Source organism: Thauera aromatica (genome assembly GCF_023093595.1).
Taxonomy (GTDB): Bacteria; Pseudomonadota; Gammaproteobacteria; order Burkholderiales; family Rhodocyclaceae; genus Thauera; species Thauera aromatica_A.
Genome location: NZ_JALLIK010000100.1, coordinates 23169 through 43304, shown reverse-complemented (window position 1 = coordinate 43304; position 20136 = coordinate 23169). Strand labels below are relative to the sequence as shown.

20 protein-coding genes and 1 riboswitch are annotated in these 20136 nt (G+C 68.3%); of the genes, 4 read left to right on the top strand and 16 right to left on the bottom strand.

Annotated elements, in window-relative coordinates; translation table 11 throughout:
* The first annotated feature begins 189 nt into the window (after positions 1-189).
* Both MXC99_RS16990 and MXC99_RS16935 read left to right on the top strand, forming a co-directional pair.
* Positions 190-438: an amidohydrolase family protein gene (locus tag MXC99_RS16990; protein WP_348772094.1), complete on the top strand. Its 249-nt coding sequence runs from the start codon at positions 190-192 to the stop codon at positions 436-438.
* Positions 320-847: an amidohydrolase family protein gene (locus tag MXC99_RS16935; RefSeq protein WP_282100142.1), complete on the top strand. Its 528-nt coding sequence runs from the start codon at positions 320-322 to the stop codon at positions 845-847. The genes MXC99_RS16990 and MXC99_RS16935 overlap by 119 nt, the downstream gene beginning before the upstream one ends.
* A gap of 35 nt (positions 848-882) precedes the next feature.
* Here the strand turns inward: MXC99_RS16935 and MXC99_RS08960 are convergent, their stop codons facing one another.
* The 16 genes from MXC99_RS08960 to MXC99_RS08885 form a co-directional block, all read right to left on the bottom strand.
* Positions 883-2091, bottom strand: a complete 1209-nt coding sequence (locus MXC99_RS08960) for an NAD(P)/FAD-dependent oxidoreductase (protein ID WP_247725116.1) — start codon at positions 2089-2091, stop codon at positions 883-885.
* Positions 2092-2221: 130 nt separating this feature from the next.
* A complete protein-coding gene (locus tag MXC99_RS08955; RefSeq protein ID WP_247725115.1) occupies positions 2222-2764 on the bottom strand; it encodes an RrF2 family transcriptional regulator in 543 nt (180 codons plus the stop codon).
* Positions 2765-2823: 59 nt separating this feature from the next.
* Positions 2824-3474 carry a YbhB/YbcL family Raf kinase inhibitor-like protein gene (locus MXC99_RS08950; protein WP_247725114.1) on the bottom strand — a complete coding sequence of 217 codons (651 nt, stop codon included), beginning with the start codon at positions 3472-3474 and terminating at the stop codon, positions 2824-2826.
* 67 nt (positions 3475-3541) lie between these two features.
* Positions 3542-4387: an enoyl-CoA hydratase-related protein gene (locus MXC99_RS08945; RefSeq protein WP_247725113.1), complete on the bottom strand. Its 846-nt coding sequence runs from the start codon at positions 4385-4387 to the stop codon at positions 3542-3544.
* A 128-nt stretch (positions 4388-4515) separates the two neighbouring features.
* Positions 4516-5433 carry a bestrophin family protein gene (locus MXC99_RS08940; protein ID WP_247725112.1) on the bottom strand — a complete coding sequence of 306 codons (918 nt, stop codon included), beginning with the start codon at positions 5431-5433 and terminating at the stop codon, positions 4516-4518.
* A 13-nt stretch (positions 5434-5446) separates the two neighbouring features.
* Positions 5447-9220, bottom strand: a complete 3774-nt coding sequence (metH, locus tag MXC99_RS08935) for a methionine synthase (RefSeq protein WP_247725111.1) — start codon at positions 9218-9220, stop codon at positions 5447-5449.
* Between the two features lie 75 nt (positions 9221-9295).
* A riboswitch (S-adenosyl-L-homocysteine riboswitch) is annotated at positions 9296-9370 on the bottom strand.
* Between the two features lie 108 nt (positions 9371-9478).
* Positions 9479-10126, bottom strand: a complete 648-nt coding sequence (locus MXC99_RS08930; protein ID WP_247725110.1) for a hypothetical protein — start codon at positions 10124-10126, stop codon at positions 9479-9481.
* A 13-nt stretch (positions 10127-10139) separates the two neighbouring features.
* Positions 10140-10631, bottom strand: a complete 492-nt coding sequence (gene bamE / locus MXC99_RS08925) for an outer membrane protein assembly factor BamE domain-containing protein (protein WP_247725109.1) — start codon at positions 10629-10631, stop codon at positions 10140-10142.
* 173 nt (positions 10632-10804) lie between these two features.
* The gene (locus MXC99_RS08920; RefSeq protein ID WP_247725108.1) at positions 10805-12010 is read right to left on the bottom strand and encodes an ABC transporter substrate-binding protein; all 1206 of its coding nucleotides are present in this window, start codon (positions 12008-12010) and stop codon (positions 10805-10807) included.
* A gap of 57 nt (positions 12011-12067) precedes the next feature.
* A complete protein-coding gene (locus MXC99_RS08915) occupies positions 12068-13015 on the bottom strand; it encodes a branched-chain amino acid ABC transporter permease (RefSeq protein WP_247725107.1) in 948 nt (315 codons plus the stop codon).
* Positions 13015-13884 (bottom strand): branched-chain amino acid ABC transporter permease, encoded by an 870-nt coding sequence (locus MXC99_RS08910; protein WP_247725106.1) that lies wholly within the window; start codon positions 13882-13884, stop codon positions 13015-13017. Before MXC99_RS08910 ends, MXC99_RS08915 begins: the two co-directional genes overlap by 1 nt.
* Positions 13885-13898: 14 nt before the next feature.
* A complete protein-coding gene (locus MXC99_RS08905) occupies positions 13899-14603 on the bottom strand; it encodes an ABC transporter ATP-binding protein (RefSeq protein ID WP_107221998.1) in 705 nt (234 codons plus the stop codon).
* Positions 14603-15442, bottom strand: coding sequence for an ABC transporter ATP-binding protein (locus MXC99_RS08900; RefSeq protein ID WP_247725105.1), 840 nt, complete (start codon positions 15440-15442; stop codon positions 14603-14605). The genes MXC99_RS08905 and MXC99_RS08900 overlap by 1 nt, the downstream gene beginning before the upstream one ends.
* A 145-nt stretch (positions 15443-15587) precedes the next feature.
* Complete coding sequence (locus MXC99_RS08895; RefSeq protein ID WP_247725104.1) at positions 15588-16787, bottom strand: multidrug effflux MFS transporter; 1200 nt, start codon at positions 16785-16787, stop codon at positions 15588-15590.
* Between the two features lie 125 nt (positions 16788-16912).
* Positions 16913-18415: a YifB family Mg chelatase-like AAA ATPase gene (locus MXC99_RS08890; protein WP_247725103.1), complete on the bottom strand. Its 1503-nt coding sequence runs from the start codon at positions 18413-18415 to the stop codon at positions 16913-16915.
* 101 nt (positions 18416-18516) lie between these two features.
* Positions 18517-18774 carry an accessory factor UbiK family protein gene (locus MXC99_RS08885; protein WP_247725102.1) on the bottom strand — a complete coding sequence of 86 codons (258 nt, stop codon included), beginning with the start codon at positions 18772-18774 and terminating at the stop codon, positions 18517-18519.
* Between the two features lie 272 nt (positions 18775-19046).
* On the opposite strand from MXC99_RS08885, the gene MXC99_RS08880 reads away from it, so the two are divergent.
* On the top strand, positions 19047-19757 hold the full coding sequence (locus tag MXC99_RS08880; protein WP_247725101.1) for a TorF family putative porin: 711 nt from the start codon (positions 19047-19049) through the stop codon (positions 19755-19757).
* 27 nt (positions 19758-19784) lie between these two features.
* Complete coding sequence (gene glnK, locus MXC99_RS08875; protein WP_075147733.1) at positions 19785-20123, top strand: P-II family nitrogen regulator; 339 nt, start codon at positions 19785-19787, stop codon at positions 20121-20123.
* Positions 20124-20136 lie beyond the last annotated feature (13 nt).

Sequence of the window (20136 nt, the reverse complement as noted above, 5' to 3'; positions counted from 1 at the left end):
AGCGGCGCGAGGTGGCCGCCGCCGACGCGCAATGAATACCGATCTGATTCTGTACAACCCGTCGCCTTCACGCCCGAACGCTTTTCCGGCGGGCGCGGCGCCGATCTGGTCGCGATCAAGGACGACTGGATCCTGCACGTCGGCGACCGCGCCGCGCGTACCGCCCTCACCGGGTCGCATACGCGGCTCGTGGACTGCCAGGGCGCGACAGTGATTCCGGGGTTCAACAACACACACTGCCATCCGGTCGCCTTCGTGATGACGACCCGCTACGCCGACTGCTCGCCGCCGCACGTGCGTAGCATCGCCGATCTCATCGATGCGCTGCGCGCCCGGGCAACTGGCTGCGGGCGGCGAACTGCGATCCGGCAGCCCTGGCCGAAGGACGGTTACCGACGCACTGGGAGCTCGACCGCGCCGCACCCGTGCATCCGGTGATCGTCGTTGCGCAACCCACGCTTCTGCTACTGGCCGCGCCAGCCCTGGGCATAGTTGCTCCCGACCCATCGCAGCCCCCACTCTTTCCGTTCCGCTCGCATTCGGCTCCGATGCGCCTCTGGTGCCCTGCGCGCCGCTCGAAGGCCTGAAGGCGGCCGTCGCGCGCTGCGACGACGCGGGCCGAGCCGTCGCAGCCGAGGAAGCGATCCCGCTCACCGACGCGCTGCGCCTCTACACCTGGGGCGGCGCGCATGCGGCCGGCGAGGAGGGCGCGACTGGGACGATCGAAGCCGGCCGGCGCGCCGATCTGGTCGTGATCGAAGGCGCCGGCGACTGGGCGACGGCCGAAGATCTCGCGCGCACGCGCGCCGTCATGACGCTGATCGACGGAAAAATCGTCTGGGCGTGATAAACGCGCAAGGCATCAAAAGATTCCGAGAGCGTTCACGGGACGATGACGAAGTCGGGATTGGCGACCGCGAATGCTGCCTCACGATCCGGGGCCGGCGGATAAATCCATTTGGTCGTGATCTCCCGCTTGAGTGACTTGGCGTCCTCCCGCACCAGAGAGACTTGCTGGTCCCAACCCTCGGTGTAGAGGGCGCCCCAGGGACCCAGGTCCAGGCACGTCACATACTTCGGCTGGCGATAGGAGTACAGCGGCAAATCGACGAGTTCCGCAGCCGCGTTATGACCGGCGACTCGACCAAGGCTCATTGCGTGTTGGCAGGACATCAGTGCAAAGTTGCCGAGATCGTCCGTGGGCGCGCGGGCGACATCGCCGGTCACGAAAATATCCGCCGTACCCTGGGCATGCAGGCAGGCGTCGGCCACCAGACGGCCAAGCCGATCATGTTCTCCGGGTATCTGGGCGGCCAAGGCATGCGCCCTTGCACCGGCAGTCCAGACGATGGTGTTGCACTCGATAAATTCCCCCGACGACAACTCGACGCCATGCTCGTTCATCGACACGACGGCAGCACCGACCTTGAACTCGACCCCGCACTCGGTAAGCGCCTCCTCGACCACGGCACGGGCGGCGGCGCTCAGGTGCGGGGCGATGGTCAATGCCTGTTCGACGACAATGACCCGGATCCCGGCAACGTCACCCAGCACTGCCTGCAATCGTCCCCGCATGTCCGCAGCAGCCTCGATGCCGGTCAACCCGCTTCCAGCGATCACCACGGTATTGCGCGCCTGGGTCGGCGTACGGGCCGACAGCGAATTGATGTGTGCTTCGAGCTTTCGCGCATTTTCCAGTTGGTCCACGTTGAACGAATGTTCCTGGAGGCCCGGAATGGGCGGGGTGAACAGTTGGCTACCCGCGGCAAGCACGAACTTGTCGTAGTGCATCGGCACCGCTTTGCCATCGGCCTTGGCAACGACCACCTGATGCGCCTCAGGTCTGATTTCGGTCACCGTACCCGGCATGTGCTGCACGCCGACCGCGTCGAGCAAAGGCTTGATATCGGGGTTCATGTCCTCGATCACCGCTTCATAGAGGCGGGGGCGAATCACGAGGTTCGCGGAAGGTGAAACGACCGTGATCGCGACTTCCGCCTCCTTGCCGGCCAAGGTGACGGCGCGAGCAGCCGAGATCGCGGCCCACGTGCCGGCGAAGCCCGAGCCGGCGATAAGGATGTGTTTTCGCATGGGTGTTTTCCTTTGAAGAATTCCGGACGAAGGAATCCCTGTCGCAGAGGCGCGACAGCACACTTCCGGCCCGTCCGGCGAAGGACCAGGAGTTGGATCTGAGTTGCAGGGGGGCCAAACCCGGGTGGGGTCAGGAAGGCGGCTTGGAGGCCTTGGGGGGACGTCCCGGTTTGCGGCTGTCGATACGATCGCTGACCCAGTCCTGGACCTGGACAAGGAATTCGGCCGGCGCCTTGCGTTCGAAGGTGTCGGCGACATCGGCCAGGGTGTTCGCGGCCAACTCTGCACGCATCGCCCGTTCGGCCTTCAGCATGACGGCGTGGATTGCGCAGACGCCTGAGACGGCCCACTGGGGCGGCTCGTCGTCGAAGACTGCGCAGCGGTTTCGGATTTCCTGGCAATCGAACAGCGGCTTTTCGCCTTCGATTGCATCGACGATCTGAAGAAAACTGATCTGCTCAGGCGGGCGCGAAAGGCGATACCCGCCACGAACGCCTTCATTCGCGACGACAACACCCGCCTTTTCCAGCTTTGGCAGAATCTTTGCCACGAAACTGGAGGAGATTCCCTGCAGCTCCGCGAGATCCCGGCTGCTCAGGGCTCTGCCATCCGAGCCGACGAGCCACAGAAGGCAATGAATCGCGTATTCAACGCTGGTTGTGATATGTGCCATAACTAGGACTATATAACTCCGCGTTTAACCGCGCAAGAAAAACGTGGAGTTATACAGTCTCAGTTATTAACGCACGCCACCTCGGTCAGCCCTGCCCCGGGATTAAGCGTATACCACCCCGTCAGTGAGGCCTCGCCGAGGACATGCCCCTCGATGGCCCGTAGCACATCAGGGCCGGTGAATCGCCCTTCGACCGGGCAACACTCCAGATCCACGGCGTACAGTGTGAACACGTAACGGTGCACGCGCTCATCGTTCCACGGCGGACACGGACCGTCGTAGCCGAAGTAGTCGCCCGCTATCTGCGGGTCCTGGGCGAAGCCGCGGGTGAAATCGTTGAGGCCGTGGCGCGCACCGTGCCGGGTCGCGGGGCCGGGTTTTCCGCGCGGCACGGCGCCATCGGAGAACTCGCCCTCCCTGACGCCACGGCAGGTGGCGGGAAGATCAACGAGCGCCCAGTGGAAGAAGACGCCCCGCGGCATCGACTCCGGAATCACGACGTCGTCGCGGTTGATGTGGTCAAAACGGCTCGGCACGCCCGGATCGTGGCACACGAGGACAAAGGAGCGCGTACCCACGGGCGGCCTATCCCAGGTGAAGCCGGGACTGCGGTTGGCGCCGAGGCGGAAGTGCGTCTCGGGATCGGCCACCGCGAAGGCGTGGATTTCCGGCAGTGGCCGGTTGTCGTCGAAACTGCTCGTCAGACGCATCGTTCCTGTCTCCTGTGCGCGGGGCGGCCGGTCGATTGCCGCCCCGCCATCGGTCTGCCCGCGGCCCTCAGGCACCACGGAACGCCGGCGCGCGCCGTTCGCCGAAGGCCTTGAAGCCTTCTTTGCGGTCTTCGGTGTCGCGCAGCACACCCCACAGCAGGTGCGAGTACAGGATGCCGTGCTCGAGCGGCATGTCCTTGCCGAGCACGGCGGCCTGCTTGGTCGCCTGCACACTCAGCGGCGCCGCGCTGACGATCTTCTCCGCATACGTGCGGGCGAGGCCGGCGAGCGCCGACGGCTCGACGACGTCGCTGACGAGGCCGTAGCGCAGCGCCTCTTCGGCGCTGATCATCTCGCCGGTGAGCAGCATCTTCATCGCCACTGCTTGCGGAATCGCGCGCGGCAGCGCCTGGGTGCCGTTGAGGCCGGCGAGGCTCGCGACCTTGACTTCGGTGAGGCCGAACTTGGCGTTCGTCGAGGTGATGCGCAGATCCTTGTGCCCCTGATCCGACTTCCACGCGGTGAAATAAAGCTGCAGGCGAACCTGCTTGAGCTCGACGGTCAAATCGGCAATCCAGTTCTGCACCGACTGGCGGTCGGCGAGGGCGACGCCGAAGGTTTTCCGCAGGTTCGCCTGGTCGATCATCATCTGGATCAGCCGCTCGGCCATGCCGATGCAATGCGCCGCGAGCTCGATCCGGCGCACGCCGAAGCGGTTCTGCAGCGGAATGAAGGCGTCACCGACCTCGCCCAGCACCGCATCGTCGCCGACGCACACGTTGTCGAGGTGCACCGACCAAGTCGGCATCACACCGATCACCGGAATTTCAGCTCCGATGCGCAGCCCCGGGGGAGCCTTGTCGAGGATGGACGCGGTGAAGCGACGCTTGGTCGAGGCTTCTTTGTCGGTCACCGCAATACAAGTGAAAAACAGTTCGACGTGGTCGCAGTGCCGGCCCGACAGTGGCAGGGGCTATTCAGCCCTCATTTCAGGTCCGGCAGATGGCAGGCAGAATGGACAGCCGGAGTCCGCACGGCCCCTCAGGTCAGGATGAACTCGGCGTCCGGCCGCGGCGGCGGCGGCGGGGTTTCGCCAAGCATCTCACGCAGGCTGGCGTCGACGCCGGCGACGATGGCGTCGAGGGCGAGATCGTTGGCCATCGTGCCGAACGGCTCCTCGATTTCGTCGCTCAAGGCTTCGAGAGCGAAGAAGGTGTAGGACACGAAGGCCACCACCAGCGGGGTCATCCAGCCGATCGAATCGACCAGGCCGAACGGCAGCAGCATGCAGTACAGGTAGCAGCTGCGGTGCAGGATCACCGAGTAGGTGAACGGCAGCGGCGTGTTGGCGATGCGCTCGCAGCCGCCGAGTGTCTCCGCCAGGCGGTCGAGCGAAGCTTCCATGTGCTGCGCCAGCATCGGCGTCAGCTCGCCGGCCTCGCGGCGCGCGCGCAGCCAGGCGCCGAGCCACAGCAGGATCAGGTTGGGCGCCGAGCGCGCGGCGGGCATGCGCGCGAGCACTTCGGCCGGCAGCAGGTTTCCCAGCCCGTCGGCCGCGGGGCGGCCGCGCAATTCGTTGCGCATCGTGGCGGCGAAGGCGATCAGGCCGAGGACGAAAGGACGCGCTTGCACGCTGCTGCCGTCTCCGCTCAGGGTCAGCGCCTGGCGGGCCAGGTTGCGTGCCCCGACCAGCACGTGGCCCCACAGCCTGCGCGCTTCCCAGTAACGGTCGTAGCTGGTGTTGATGCGAAAACCGAGGAAGATCGCCAGCGCCACCCCCATCAGCGAGAACGGCGCCGAAGTCAGCGTGACCTTCCAGTGGAACAGCTCGCCGTGCGCGAGCACGACCGCGCAGGCGAGAAAGAACACGAACAGCTGCTGCGACAGGATGCGCCGCAGCAGCGAGCCGCGGCGCACGAACAGCAGGCGCACCCAGTGCGGGCGGGGACGAACGATCACGCAACTCCCCCCGTCAGAGCAGCGGCGCCAGCCAGCGCGCGGCCTCGTCCACCGCCATGCCGGTGCGGCGCGCCCAGTCTTCGAGCTGGTCGCGGCCGATTTTCGGGATGGCGAAGTAGTGGGCTTCGGGGTGGGCGAAGTAGAAGCCGCTCACCGCCGCCGCCGGGGTCATCGCGTAGCTCTCGGTGAGGTCCATGCCGGTACGCTCGCGCGCGCCGAGCAGTTCGAACAGCGGCCCTTTCACCGTGTGGTCGGGGCAGGCCGGATAGCCCGGCGCCGGGCGGATGCCGCGGTACTGCTCGGCGATCAGGGCCTCGTTGTCGAGCGTCTCGTCGGCGGCGTAACCCCAGCATTCGCGGCGCACGCGCTCGTGCAGCCATTCGGCGCAGGCCTCGGCGAGGCGGTCGGCGAGGCTCTTCAGCAGGATCGCGCGGTAGTCGTCGTGCGCGGCCTCGAACTCGGCGAGCTTGGCCTCGATGCCCAGCCCGGCGGTGACGGCGAAGGCGCCGATCCAGTCGGGCACGCCGGAGTCCTTCGGCGCGACGAAGTCCGCCAGGCACCAGTGCGGTTTGCCCGCCGGGCGTTCGTGCTGCTGGCGCAGGCCGTGCCAGACCATGGCGAGGTGCTTGCGGTCCTCGCCGGTGTAGATCTCGATATCGTCGCCGACCGCGTTGGCGGCAAACAGGCCGAACACGGCCTTCGCCTGCAGCCAGCCCTCGGCGACGATCTTGTCCAGCATCGCCTTGCCGTCGGCGAACACGCTGCGCGCGGTCTCGCCCACCACGGCGTCGTCGAGGATGGCGGGGAAGCGGCCGGCGAGGTCCCAGGTCTGGAAGAAGGGCCCCCAGTCGATGTAATCGACCAGGTCGGTCAGGTCGACGTCGATCGCCTGCACACCGAGCATGTTGGGGCGCGGCGGCGGGTAAGGCGCGTAGCCGGCCTGGCGCGCGGTGCTGCAGGCGGCCACGGGCTCGGCGCTCCAGTCGGTGCGCAGCGCATTCGCCCGCGCCGCCTCGAGGCTCACCAGCTGCATGCCCTTCTTGCCGGCGTGCAGCGCGCGGATCTTCTCGTAGTCGGCGGCGACTTCGGCCTTGAAGGCTTCGCTCCGGCCTTCGGACAGCAGCGCGGTGACCACGCCCACCGCGCGCGAGGCGTCGGGCACGTAGACCACCGCCTGGTCGTAGTGCGGTGCGATCTTGATCGCGGTGTGGTTGCGGCTGGTGGTGGCGCCGCCGATCAAGAGCGGCACCGCGAAGCCCTGGCGCTTCATCTCGGCGGCGACGTGGGCCATTTCTTCCAGCGAGGGGGTGATCAGCCCGGACAGGCCGACCGCCTGCGCGCCGTGCGCCTTCGCCGCCTCCAGGATCTTCGCCGCCGGCACCATCACACCGAGGTCGATCACCTCGTAGCCATTGCAGCCGAGCACCACGCCGACGATGTTCTTGCCGATGTCGTGCACGTCGCCCTTGACCGTGGCAATGACGATGCGGCCCTTGCTGGTGGCGCCGGTGCGCAGCTTCTCGGCCTCGATGTAGGGAATCAGGTGGGCCACCGCCTGCTTCATCACGCGCGCCGACTTCACCACCTGGGGCAGGAACATCTTGCCCGCGCCGAAGAGGTCGCCGACCACGCTCATGCCCGCCATCAGCGGGCCTTCGATCACCGCCAGCGGCGGCTTGCCTTCGGCTTCGAGCCTGGCGCGCACTTCCTCGGTGTCGGCGACGACGAACTCGGTGATGCCCTTGACCAGTGCGTGGGAGAGGCGCTCCTCGACCGGCCACTCGCGCCAGGCCAGGTCCTGCGCCGACTCCTTGGCCTGGCCCTTCACCGTCTGCGCGAATTCGACCAGCGCCTCGCCGGCGCCGCCTGGTTTGCCAACCTCGCGGTTCATCACCACGTCCTCGACCTTGTCGCGCAGCGCCGGATCGAGTTCGTCATAGACGCCGAGCTGGCCGGCGTTGACGATGCCCATCGACAGCCCGGCCTGGATCGCGTGGTACAGGAACACGGTATGGATCGCCTCGCGCACCGGGTCGTTGCCGCGGAACGAGAACGACACGTTGGAGACCCCGCCCGAAGTCTTGGCGTACGGCAGGTTCTCCTTGATCCAGGCCACGGCGTTGATGAAGTCGACAGCGTAGTTGTCGTGCTCTTCGATGCCGGTGGCGATGGCGAAGATGTTGGGGTCGAAGATGATGTCCTCGGGCGGGAAGCCGGCGCCGCCTTCGGCGACCGGCTTGACCAGCAGCCTGTAGGCGCGCTCGCAGATGTCGGTCTTGCGCCGGAAGGTGTCGGCCTGGCCCTGCTCGTCGAAGGCCATCACGATCACCGCGGCGCCGTAGCGGCGCGCGAGCCGGGCCTGGCGCAGGAACTCGGCCTCGCCCTCCTTCATCGAGATCGAGTTGACTACGCCCTTGCCCTGGATGCACTTGAGGCCGGTCTCGATCACCGACCACTTCGACGAGTCGAGCATGATCGGCACGCGCGAGATGTCGGGCTCGGTGGCGATCAGCTTGCAGAAGCGCTCCATGGCGGCGGCCGAATCGAGCATCGCCTCGTCCATGTTGATGTCGATGACCTGGGCACCGTTGTCGACCTGCTGACGTGCCACCGCGAGCGCGTCGTCGAAGCGGCCTTCGAGGATCATGCGCGCAAAGGCCTTGGAACCGGTGACGTTGGTGCGCTCGCCCACATTGACGAAGAGGCTGTCGGCGCCGACGTTGAAGGGCTCCAGGCCGGACAGGCGCAGCTTCTTGTCGATGGTGGGCACGGCGCGCGGGGCGAGGCCGTCGACCGCTTGCGCGATCGCGGCAATGTGCGCCGGCGTGGTGCCGCAGCAGCCGCCGACGATGTTCACCAGCCCGCTGCGCGCCCACTCGCGGATCTCGCCGGCGAGGTGCTCGGGCGTTTCGTCGTAGCCGGTGGGCGACAGCGGGTTGGGGAGGCCGGCGTTGGGGTGGGCGGACACATGGGTGTCGCACACATTGGCCAATTCTTCGACGTACTGGCGCAGCTGGTCGGCGCCGAGTGCACAGTTGAGGCCGAAGGAAATCGGCCGCACGTGCGACAGCGAGTTCCAGAAGGCTTCCGCGGTCTGGCCCGACAGCGTGCGCCCGGAAGCGTCGGTGATCGTGCCGGAGATCATCACCGGCACCCGCTGACCGCCGCTTTTTTCCATCTCGTCGAAGAGCTTCTCGACCGCGAACACTGCCGCCTTGGCGTTGAGGGTGTCGAACACGGTCTCGATCAGCAGGATGTCGGCGCCGCCTTCGAGCAGCCCCCGCGCCGAATCGTAGTAGTCGTCGGCGAGCGCATCGAAGCTGATGTTGCGGTAGCCGGGGTCGTTCACGTCGGGCGAGATCGACAGCGTGCGCGAGGTCGGCCCCAGCACGCCGGCGCAAAAGCGCGGCTTCGCGGGATTTCGCGCGGTGTATTCGTCGCACAGCCGGCGCACCAGGCGCGCGCCCTCGACGTTGAGTTCAAACGCCAGCGCTTCCAGGCCGTATTCCGCCTGCGACACCCGGGTGGCGTTGAAGGTGTTGGTCTCGATCAGGTCCGCGCCGGCTTCCAGATAAGCGCGGTGGATGGCAGCGACCACCTCCGGGCGGGTCAGCACCAGCAGGTCGTTGTTGCCCTTGAGGTCCTTCGGGTGATCGAGGAAGCGCTCGCCGCGGTAGTCCGCCTCACCCAGTTTCTCCTGCTGGATCATCGTCCCCATCGCGCCGTCCAGGATCAGGATGCGCTCGGCGAGTAGCTGGCGGAGTTCGGTGCTGCGATCGGCTTGCATGGGGTGTCCTCGGTCGTTCGACGGTCGCCGGGCAACGCCACGCACAAAAGCGGACGGCGCCACAAACCGGCTGAAGGTTTGTGAGCGCCGTTGGTCGGTTGCCGAGCCTGGCCCCGGGTCGGTCACGGGGTCGCAGCGCTCCTCGGCAGAGGCAGGATTCTATCGGCAGCACACCCCCCTGCCAAGGGCGGGACAAACACGGGACAAACTTCAGCGCGCCGGAAACCGGGCAGCGAAGCCGCACTCGAGCCGCGGCCGCTACCAGAAGAACGGATACCCGAACGGATAGGGGTGGAAAGGCCGCGGATAGCCCCAGCCGACCCCCCAGCCCCAGGGGTAGCCGTAATACCCGCCCCAGGCGCCATGCACCGCCCCTTCGCGCGGGAAGACGTAGGTCTGGCTGGTGCGCACCACTTTGCCGTCGATGAAATGGACGTTGAACAGGGTGGCGATGCCGGGGCCGTCGTTGCGGATATTCCAGTCCCACACTTCCTCGCCCGAGTTGCGGAAGCGCTGCTCGGAACGGTGGCTGCCGAGCAGGCGCGAGACCTGTTCCTTGTCCAGGCCGGGCGCGACGCGGGCGAGATTCTCGGGGGCAAGCGCATCCCACTGGCGCAGCACGACGCCGCCCTGATCGACCTGCACCATCAGGCAGGTGTCGCCGTTAGGCTGGGTGGGATATTCCAGCGTGGTCGTGCCGTCGTCGTTGGCCCAGCGCCGGGCGGGCTCGCCGCGCGCGGCCCGGGCTTCCGCCTCGGTGGTGTAGGGCCGGGGCGGCGCAAGCGTCGTGCACGCGCCGAGCTGGAGCAGCGCCGCAGCCAGGCACAAGCCGCACAGCAGCAGCCGGAAAGCGCTATGCCCCCCGCTGCGACCCCGTTCTCCAGCCCGGGAAATGGCGTCCATCATGATAGTGCTCCGGTCAGCGTCCGCGATACCGGGTGTAGCGCCCGGTGCCCGTCACCCGACCGTCGTTGTTGAAGGATACGGTGAAATAGACCGGCTCGCCGCCGGCCTGGCCGTCGTCGATCTTCCATTCCCACACCGTTTCCCGCTTGCGCTGGAAGAACTGGCTGGAGGCCGGCTTGCCCAGCAGGCGGCGCACCTGGTCGCCGTTCATGCCGTTTTCGACCCGGGCGAAGGTCTCCTCGTTCAATACCTGATCGATTCCGCGCAGGACGCCGTCGCCGCCGACGGTGATCATGAAGCACTCCACCCCTTCGGGCTGGCGGCTGTATTCCCAGGTGGTGGAGCCGTCCTCGTTGCGCCACTCCATGTGCGGCGGGCCGAAGCGCTCACGCACTTCGGCCGCAGTGGACACCCCGGGCTGCAGCTGGCGGACATTGAGGTAGTCGCAGGCGGTGATGCCGATCGCCGACAGCAGGGCACACAGGCAGCCGAGCAGGCGTTTCATGGTGCGTTCTCCAGGACGGGGGGCGCTGGCCGCGATCGCCGCGGAACACCCCTCGGTCAAGCATCGACGATGAGCGCCGGATTTTCAATGCCAGAACGGTGACGCGATGCAAACGGCGGGGGCCGGGCCGGCCGGGCTCTCGATGCGTGCCGGGCCAGCGCCTGGCGCCGCGCCTACTTCATCTCGGCGATGGCCTCGTAGGTGCCGCCGCTCACTTTGAAGAAGGCGTAGCGCCCGGGGACGTCCCCGGCCGGGTCGAACTCGTGGTCGCCGGCCGCGCCCTTGTAGTCGATGTCCTTTCCTGCGGCGATCAGCCTCCTGGCCTTCGCCCACTCGCCGGCGAGGATCGGCTCGCCCGGTGCCGAAGCCACCGCGCGCAGGGCGGCGGACAGCTTGCTCCGCTCGCCGCCGGCCTGCTCGATCGCAAGCGCGACGAGGAAGGCGGCGTCGTAGGAGGTGGTGACGAAGATCGCTTCCGGATCGCCGCCAGCGGCGCGGAACGCGGTGCGGAAGGCGTCGAGCGAGGCCGAAGCCTCGCCCACCGGCGCGGAGCTGAAGAAGGTGCCCAGGTTCTGCTCGCCGAGCGCGCGGATCACCGCTTCGGACTTCATCCCGTCGGCGCCGATGAAGGTCTTGAAGAAATTGTTCTCCAGCGCCTGGCGCAAAATGGTGAGGCCGGTGCCGTCGCCGTAGTCGAAGATCACCAGGGTGTCGGCACCGCCGCGGGCGAGCTGGGCAAGGTCGGAGCGGTAGGAGGCCTTGCCGTCCTCGTGCCCGGAATAGCCCGCGAGGGTGCCGCCGCCGGCCTCGAACTCGGCCTTGAAGGCTTCGGCCAGGCCCTTGCCGTAGTCGTTGTTGAGGTAGGCCACCGCCACCTTGGTGATGCCGCGTGCCTTGAGCGTGCGCGCCAGGGCGCGGCCCTGGTAGTCGTCGGAGGGCACGGCGCGGAACACCAGGTCCTTGTCCTTGATTTTGGTGACTTCCGGCGAAGTGCCCGAGGGGGTCACCATCAGCACCCCGGCCGGCACGGTCACCGAGTTGGCCGCGGCCAGCACCGCCCCCGAGCAGTGCGGGCCGACGGTGGCGAGGATGCGGTCGATGTTGACCGCCTTGGTCGCGGCGTCGGTGGCATTCTGCGGGTTGCAGGCGCTGTCGCCGACCACCACTTCGAGCCTGCCGCCCTTGAGGATGCCGCCCTGTTCGTTGATCTGCGCCACCGCCAGCTGCGAGGCCTGGATCATCGGCGGGGCCATCGCCGCGATCGGCCCCGAAATTCCGCCGAGGAGGCCGATCCTGACGTTCTGCGCATGGGCGGGCGCGACCGCCACGGCGGCACCGAGCGCCACACCGACGAAGCTTGCGATGGACTTTTTATTCACTTTGTCACCTCCTGGATGTGCCGGGGCACGGGATGGATGGAAAAACCGCGTGCGGCCTTACCCGGGCGGAGGCGCACCGCCGGCCCGGCGTTCGGGCAGCAGGCCGGCGGGGCGGAAGCGCAGCACCAGCTGCAGGGTGAGGCCGATGAGGAACACGCGCACGTATTTGGCCTGGATGGCGATCTCGGTCGGCAGGCGGTCGGTGAGCAGTTCGGACACCGACCAGACGAGCCAGATCAACGCCGCGCCGAGGAGGGCGCCGCGGTTGTTGCCCGCACCGCCGAGGATCAGCATGATCCAGATAAGGAAGGTGGCGATCATCGGATCGATCGCCTCGGGCGTGATCGAGCGGTTGAAATGGACGAACAGCGCCCCCGCCAGCCCCATCAGCGCGGAGCCGAAGACGAAAGCCTGCAGGCGGCGTGCGGCGACGTCCTTGCCCATCGCCGCGGCGGCGTGCTCGTTGTCGCGGATCGCGCGCATCATCCGCCCCCAGGGCGCTTTCAGCTGGCGCTCGACGAGCAGGTAGGCGGCCGCCACCAGCGTTGCGACGAGCGCCAGATAGGCGAGCTGGGACGGCATGTAGTCGAGATCGCCGAACGGGCGCGGCACCCCGGTGACGCCGCGCACACCGCCGGTGAGCCAGCCTTCGGTGCGGATCACGAGGCGGATGATCTCGGCGACGCCGATGGTGGCGATGGCGAGGTAGTCGGAACGGAAGCGCAGGCAGACCTTGCCGATCGGCCACGCGATCAGCGCTGCGGCCGCCATCGCCGCCGCCCAGCCGGCAAGCAGCGGCCACTCGAAGCCGCCCACCCGCCACGCTGCCGGCACGCCGGTGAGGATCGCCGAAGTGTACGCGCCGACCGCGAAGAAGCCGGCGATGCCGGCGTTGAACAGGCCGCTCAAGCCCCACTGGATGTTGAGCCCGAGCGCGAGCAGGCCATAGATGCCGATCAGGATGGCGACGAAGACGGCGTAGTTGGCGAGGCCGAGGAGATCCATCACAGCACCTTGCCGTTGAGCAGGCCGCGCGGGCGGACGAGCAGGATCAGCAGCAGCAGGGCGAAAGCGGTCGCCGCCTTGTACTGCGCCGGCAGGATGAAGATCGACAGTTCTTCGGCGAGGCCCACGATCAGACCGCCGAGCACCGCACCCCCGACCCGCCCCACGCCGCCGACGATGGCGGCGGCGAACATCGGCAGCAACAGCTCCCAGCCCATCATCGAATGGACTTCGGCATTGATGCCGAGCAGGAACCCGGCGGCCGCGCACAGCGCACCGACGATCGCCCAGGTGAGCATCGCCACCTTGCGGGTGTCGACGCCGGACAGGCGGGCGAGGTCGGGGTTGTCGGACATCGCCCGCATCGCCTTGCCCCATTTCGTCCGCCCCAGGAAGAGCGCGAGGCCGACCACGATCAGTGCGACCGCCGCCAGCGTGTACAACTCGCGCGGGCGCAGCAGGAGGCCGAAATAGTCGTCCGGCCGGACGATGCCGGTGGCGTAGGCCTTGGGATCCACGCCCCACACCACCTGCACCACCGAGCGCAACATCAGCGCGACGCCGAGCGAAGCCATCACGGTGACGATCTTCGGGCGCTCCTTCAAGTAGTCGTAGAAGGCCTTGTCCACCCCGATCGCCACGCCCGCGGTCACCGCCATCGCCAGCGGCAGCGCAGTCCACGGCGCCATGCCGGCGGACACCAGGGCAAGCGCGGCGAAGGCGCCGGAGGTGGCCATGTCGCCGTGGGCAAAGTGGGCGAAGCGCAGGATGCCGAACACCAGGGTGATGCCGATCGCGCCGACCGCGTAGATGGCGCCGAGGACGATGCCCGGCACCAGGTAGAAGTTGAGGAAGTCGAGCAGGGGCATGGACCAGGGCTCCGTCAGCCGCCGAGAAACATCTCGGCCACTTCACGATCGGCGAGCAGGGCGCGGCCCGTGCCCTCGTGGCGATTGGCGCCGGTGGCGAGAACGTAGCCGCGGTCGCAGAAGGCGAGCGCCTGCCTGGCGTGCTGCTCGACGAGCAGGATCGACACCCCGGCGTCGCGCACGTCGCGGGCGATGCGGAAGATCTGCTCCATGTATTTCGGCGACAGCCCGGCAGTGGGCTCGTCGAGTAGCAGCAGCTTCGGCGAAAGCATCAGCGCGCGCCCCATCGCCACCATCTGGCGCTGGCCGCCGGAGAGGTCGCCGGCGAGACTCCTCCGTTTGGCCTTGAGATCGGGAAAGAGGCCGTAGACACGGTCGAAGGCGGCGGCGAGCTCGCCGCGGCGCAGGAAGGCGCCCATCTCGAAGTTCTCGTGCACCGTCATTTCGCGGAACACGTTGTCCACCTGCGGCACGTAGCAGATGCCGCGCTGGACGATGCGGTGGGGAGCCCAGCCGGTGATGTCCTCGCCATCGAAGACGACGCTCCCGCCACGGACGCTGAGCAGGCCGAACACCGCCTTCATCGCGGTGGACTTGCCCGCACCGTTGGGGCCGACGATGACCACGATCTCGCGCTCGCCGACCGCGATCGACACCCCCTGGAGGATGTCGGCGTCACCGTAACCGCCGCGCACGTCCTTCATCTCGAGCAGCGCCATCACAGCTCATCCCGCGGCAGGGCCTGCGCGCGCAGGGTCTCCACCGCCGGCTCGTGCCCGGCCGCATTGCGCGCGACCGCGACCGGGGTCTCGCCGAGGTAGGCCTCGAGGACGCGCGGGTCCGAGCGCACGGCATGGAAATCGCCTTCGACCAGCACCTTGCCTTCGGCCATGCACACCACCGGCCGGCACAGCTTCTCGATCATCTCCATGTCGTGCTCGATGAGGATGAAGGTGTAGCCGCGCTCGCGGTTGAGGGTCAGGATCTTGTCCTCGAGCTTGCGCAGCAGGGTGCGATTGACCCCCGCAGCGGGCTCGTCGAGCAGCACCAGCCGGGCCTCGGTCATCATCGTGCGCCCGAGTTCGAGCAGCTTCTTCTGGCCGCCGGAGAGGTTGCCGGCGCGCTCGTCGGCGACGTGGGTCAATTCGAGGAAGGCGAGCGTCTCGTCGGCCCTCTCGCGCACCACCGCTTCGGCGCGCTGCACCCGGCCCCAGGCCAGCCAGTTGGCGAACAGGCGTTCGCCCGGCTGCTGCGGCGGCACCATCATCAGGTTCTCGCGCACGCTCAGGTGGTGGAATTCGTGCGGGATCTGGAAGGTGCGCACCAGCCCCTTATGGAACCGGGCGGCGGTGGTCAGGCCGGTGACGTCCTCGCCGCAAAAGCGGATCGTCCCCGCGGTGGGCGGCAATGCGCCGGCGACGAGGTTGAACAGCGTCGTCTTGCCCGCGCCGTTGGGGCCGATCAGACCGAGAATCTCGCCCTCATTGACCCGCATCGTGCACCCATCGACCGCACGAAAGCCGCCGAAGGCCTTCACCAGGCCGTCCACTTCGAGCATGTGTGGTGTTTTCCTTGTATGCACCGGCCCGTCTCCACGGCCGTCGCGCTTCTGCAAGGACGCGCAGGAGCGCCGCTGAAGTCTTGTTGGAGGAATTACCGGGCAGAGTAGCGCAGGCCCGAACCGGGCGTAAAGTCGGGAGCCCTCAGCGCCTGACCGGAAAACCGCCTCTCAGCCACAGCGCGAACGCGAGCAGCCCGAAGGCGACGAACAACCCCATGCCCACCGCCAGCGACACTGTGCTGCCCCACAGCAACGGCGCCAGCACGCCAGCGGTGAACGCGTTCAGCCCGAGCTGGAGGAAGGCCTGGCAGCTCGAAGCCAGGCCGCGCCGGGCCGGAAACAGGTCGAGTGCGAGCAGGCTCAGGCTCGGGCTCACCAGCGCCAGCCCGAGGGTGAACAGCCCCACCGGCAGCACCGACTGCGGCACCCCGGCCGGCAGCAGCACGGCCACGCCGAAGTTGAGCGCGGCGGCACCGACCATCACCGCAAAGCCGACGCCGATCGTGCGCCGCGGCGACCAGCGCCCGGCCATGCGCTCGGACAGCATCGAACCGATCATCATCCCCCCGACGCTGGGCACGAACAGCCACGCGAAGCCCGTTTCCGACAGCTGCAGATGCTCCAGGACGAAGACCGGCGCCGACATCAGGTAGATGAAGAAGCCGTTGAAGTTGACCGCCGCGACCACCGCCAGCAGCAGGAACGCGGGGTGGCCGAGGACGCTCGCATAGCCGCGCAGCAGCGACGCCGGGTGCAGCGCCTGGCGCGCGCCAGGGTCGAGCGTTTCGGGCAGGTAGCGCCAGGTCAGCCAGGCGAGGCCGGCACCGAACGCGGCGAGGAACAGGAAGATCGCACGCCATCCGGCCAGCGCCAGCAGGGCCGCGCCGAGCAGCGGCGCCACCGCCGGGGCGAGGCCGAAAATCATCATCACCCGCGCCATCAGGCGCTGCGCCTGGGCGCCGTCGTGGAGGTCGCGGATCACCGCGCGCCCGACCACCATCCCGGCACCGCCGCTCATGCCCTGCAGGGCGCGCCCCGCCCACAGCCACTCGATCGTCGGCGCCAGCGCGCACGCCAGCGAGGCCAGGGCGAACACCGCGGTCGCGGCGAGCAGCACCCGGCGCCGGCCGAAACGGTCGGCCAGCGCCCCGTGCCACAACACCATCAGCGCCAGCATCGCCATGAACACGGTCAGGGTCTGCTGCACCTCGATCTGGCTGGCGCCCAGCTCGGCGCGGATATGGGGGAAGGCCGGCAGGTAGGTGTCGACCGCGAACGGGCCGATCGCGGCCAGCGCCGCGAGCAAGGCGGCCAGCCGCACGGGAATCGGGCTTGGAGTCACGGCAATGGCATCAGGGAGTCGGAGTCAGGGAGCTGAAATCAGGGAGTTGGAGTCGGCGCGGCCGGCGCGGAGTCGCTGCGGTCGGCCCGCAACGGGCGGGCGGCAGTGGGTATCCGTGGCGGGGATCAGCGGGCATCGAGGCTGCGCCGGTACTGGACCGCCTCGGCGACCTGGGCCGCGCCGGGGCGCTCGCACCCGGACAGATCGGCCAGCGTGCGCGCCACCCGAAGGACGCGATGATACGCCCTCGCCGACAGCGCGAGCTGTTTCATCGCCTGGCGCAGCAGGGCCTCGCCGCGGTCATCGGGGGTGCAGTGGCGCACCACCTCGGCCGGCCCCAGGTGCGCGTTCGGCCCGCCCTGGCGGGCAAGCTGGCGCTCCCGCGCCGCCTGCACCCGCGCCCGCACCACCGCCGAGCGTTCCCCCGCCGGACTGCCGAGCAGGGCCTCGGTGTCGATCGCCGGCACTTCGACGGTGAGATCGATGCGGTCGAGCAAGGGCCCGGACAATCGCCCCCGGTAGCGCGCGACCTGATCGGGCGTGCACCGGCAGGCCCGGCGCGGGTCGCCGGCATGGCCGCAGGGGCAGGGATTCATCGCCGCGACGAGCTGGAAGCGGGCCGGGAACTCGGCCCGCCGGCGCGCCCGCGACACGGTGACCGTGCCGCTTTCGAGCGGCTCGCGCAGCGCCTCGAGGACGCGGCGGTCGAACTCGGGCAGCTCGTCGAGGAACAGCACGCCGTGATGGGCGAGCGAGATTTCTCCGGGGCGGGGAATCGCCCCGCCACCGACCAGCGCCGCCGCCGAAGCCGAGTGGTGGGGGGCGCGAAACGGCCGCCGCCCCCAGTCGCGGGGGTCGAAACCGCCCTCGATGGAAGCGAGCGCTGCCGCCTCCAGGGCCTCGTCCTCGCCCATCGGCGGCAGCACCCCGGCCAGGCGCTGGGCGAGCATCGACTTGCCGGTGCCGGGCGGGCCGAACAGCAGCAGCGAATGCGCCCCGGCCGCCGCCACTTCGAGCGCGCGCCGCGCCTGCAGCTGGCCGCGCACCTCGGCGAGATCGGGCACCGCGCGGCCGCCCTCGGCCGCGGGTGCGGCGGGTGGCTGCGGTTCGAGCGCGGTGTGAGCATTCAGGTGGGCGCATACGGCGAGCAGGCTCGCCGCCGGCAGCACCGTCGTGCGCCGCGCGAGCACGGCCTCGGCCGCATTGCCGGGCGGCAGCACCAGCGCGCGCTGCTCCCGCCCGGCCGCGAGCGCCGCCGCCAGCACGCCGCGCACCGGGCGCAGCGCGCCGTTGAGCGACAGCTCGCCGCAGAACTCGAGCGCCTCGAGCCGCTCCGCCGCAACCTGGCCGGAGGCGACGAGAATCCCCACCGCAATCGCCAGATCGAAGCGTCCGCCTTCCTTGGGCAGGTCGGCCGGCGCCAGGTTGACGGTGATGCGGCGCTGGGGAAATTCGAACTGGGAGGACAGGATCGCCGCCCGCACCCGGTCACGCGCTTCGCGCACCTCGGTGTCGGGCAGGCCGACCAGACTGAACGCGGGCAGGCCGTTGGCGAGATGGACTTCGACCGCGACCTCGGGCGCATCGAGGCCATCGAGGGCGCGGGCGCGCACGAGCGCAAGCGACATCGGCTTCTCCGGACTGGACGGACGCCCAGTCTAGCGAACACGCCGACAATGACAAAAGATTATTCCGGAAAAGTTCCCGGGGAAGTCGACAGGACGCGACTTCAGCCCTTGTCGCGGCCGCCGGCGGCGAGCCGGGCTTCGAGTTCGGCGACGCGCGCCTCCAGCTCGGCGAGCTTGACCCGCGCCTGGGCAAGGACTTCGCGCTGCACCTCGAACTCCTCGCGCGTCACCAGATCGAGCTTGCCGAAGGCGCTGCCGAGCAAGGCCCTGGCGTTCTTCTCGATGTCGCGCACCGGGCTGTTGGCGGCGAGCTCGGAAAGCTTGGCGCCGAGTTCATCGAAGATGCGGGGAGTGCTCATGATGGCGTGCGATGAAGGGTTGGAGATGCGGCGAAGTCTAGCACGGCCGCTACCTCCCGCCGGAAGCGGGCACGGTGGGCAGAAGCACATGCACCGCATTGGTGCAAACCGGGCCGAATCCGTGCATTCCTCAGCGCCCTCACATCGCCGCACTCCGCTCCAGCGCCCTCTGGCCGCCTTATTCCCTTGACGATGCAAGGCTTTTGAAAACCTGGCACGCGATCTGCTTAGGAACAGGCGTGAAAACCCCGCGCCCTTCTCAGGAGACCACCATGCGCTTACCTCTTGCCGCTGCCGCCCTCGCCGCCGCCCTTCCCGTCGCCGGCTCCGCTTACGCCGAAGACGGTCCGTTCAGCGCCAACATCGCCCTGGTCTCCGACTACGCCTTCCGCGGCATCAGCCAGACCGACGAGCGCCCGGCGCTGCAGGGCGGCTTCGACTACGCCCATGCCAGCGGCCTCTACGCCGGCGTGTGGGGGTCGAACGTGTCCTGGCTGGCCGATGCCGCCGACGACGTCCGCAACAGCCTGGAAGTGGACCTCTACGCCGGCTACGCCGGCGAGGCCGGCGCCATCGGCTACGACGTCGGCCTGCTGCAGTACTACTACCCGGGCAGCTACGGTCCGCTCTACCGCGCCGGCGCGGAAAAGCCGCACACCCTGGAGGCCTACCTCGGGCTGTCGTGGGAGTTACTGAGCTTCAAGTATTCCCACAGCCTCACCGACCTGTTCGGCTACACCGACTCCGACGGCTCGCAGTACTACGAGCTCGGCGCCGAACACGACCTGGGCAGCGGCTTCATCCTCACCGCCCACGCCGGCTACAGCGACATCCGCGGCCAGGACAACTATACCGACTGGAAGGTCGGGGTAAACAAGGAGTACGGCGGCTTCGACTTCGGCCTGCACTACGTCAACACCGACCTCAACGGCGTGGACGAGGCCGAGGAGCGCGTCGTCTTCTCGATCGCCAGGTCCTTCTGATCCGCCCGAACGCACTGGAGAACCACCATGAAATTCATCGCCGCCATCATCAAGCCCTTCAAGCTCGACGAAGTGCGTGAAGCACTGTCGGCCATCGGCGTGCAGGGCATCACCGTCACCGAAGTCAAGGGCTTCGGCCGCCAGAAGGGGCACACCGAGCTCTATCGCGGCGCCGAGTACGTCGTCGACTTCCTGCCCAAGGTCAAGATCGAGGCCGCCGTCACCGACGACATCCTCGAACAGGCGATCGAGGCGATCGAGAAATCCGCCGCCACCGGCAAGATCGGCGACGGCAAGATCTTCGTCTTCGAGCTCGAACAGGCGATCCGCATCCGCACCGGCGAGACCGGCCCGGACGCGCTGTAAGGGAGGCCCCACC

Coding starts and splice junctions, on each gene's coding strand:
- MXC99_RS08930 (WP_247725110.1), bottom strand. CDS start 10,126: ATGATGGACGCCATTTCCCGGGCTGGAGAACGGGGTCGCAGCGGGGGG.
- MXC99_RS08955 (WP_247725115.1), bottom strand. CDS start 2,764: ATGGCACATATCACAACCAGCGTTGAATACGCGATTCATTGCCTTCTG.
- MXC99_RS08890 (WP_247725103.1), bottom strand. CDS start 18,415: ATGTCGCTTGCGCTCGTGCGCGCCCGCGCCCTCGATGGCCTCGATGCG.
- MXC99_RS08880 (WP_247725101.1), top strand. CDS start 19,047: ATGCGCTTACCTCTTGCCGCTGCCGCCCTCGCCGCCGCCCTTCCCGTC.
- MXC99_RS08910 (WP_247725106.1), bottom strand. CDS start 13,884: ATGCCCCTGCTCGACTTCCTCAACTTCTACCTGGTGCCGGGCATCGTC.
- MXC99_RS08950 (WP_247725114.1), bottom strand. CDS start 3,474: ATGCGTCTGACGAGCAGTTTCGACGACAACCGGCCACTGCCGGAAATC.
- bamE (WP_247725109.1), bottom strand. CDS start 10,631: ATGAAACGCCTGCTCGGCTGCCTGTGTGCCCTGCTGTCGGCGATCGGC.
- metH (WP_247725111.1), bottom strand. CDS start 9,220: ATGCAAGCCGATCGCAGCACCGAACTCCGCCAGCTACTCGCCGAGCGC.
- MXC99_RS08905 (WP_107221998.1), bottom strand. CDS start 14,603: ATGGCGCTGCTCGAGATGAAGGACGTGCGCGGCGGTTACGGTGACGCC.
- MXC99_RS08960 (WP_247725116.1), bottom strand. CDS start 2,091: ATGCGAAAACACATCCTTATCGCCGGCTCGGGCTTCGCCGGCACGTGG.
- MXC99_RS08900 (WP_247725105.1), bottom strand. CDS start 15,442: ATGCTCGAAGTGGACGGCCTGGTGAAGGCCTTCGGCGGCTTTCGTGCG.
- MXC99_RS08915 (WP_247725107.1), bottom strand. CDS start 13,015: ATGGATCTCCTCGGCCTCGCCAACTACGCCGTCTTCGTCGCCATCCTG.
- MXC99_RS08885 (WP_247725102.1), bottom strand. CDS start 18,774: ATGAGCACTCCCCGCATCTTCGATGAACTCGGCGCCAAGCTTTCCGAG.
- glnK (WP_075147733.1), top strand. CDS start 19,785: ATGAAATTCATCGCCGCCATCATCAAGCCCTTCAAGCTCGACGAAGTG.
- MXC99_RS16935 (WP_282100142.1), top strand. CDS start 320: ATGCGCTGCGCGCCCGGGCAACTGGCTGCGGGCGGCGAACTGCGATCC.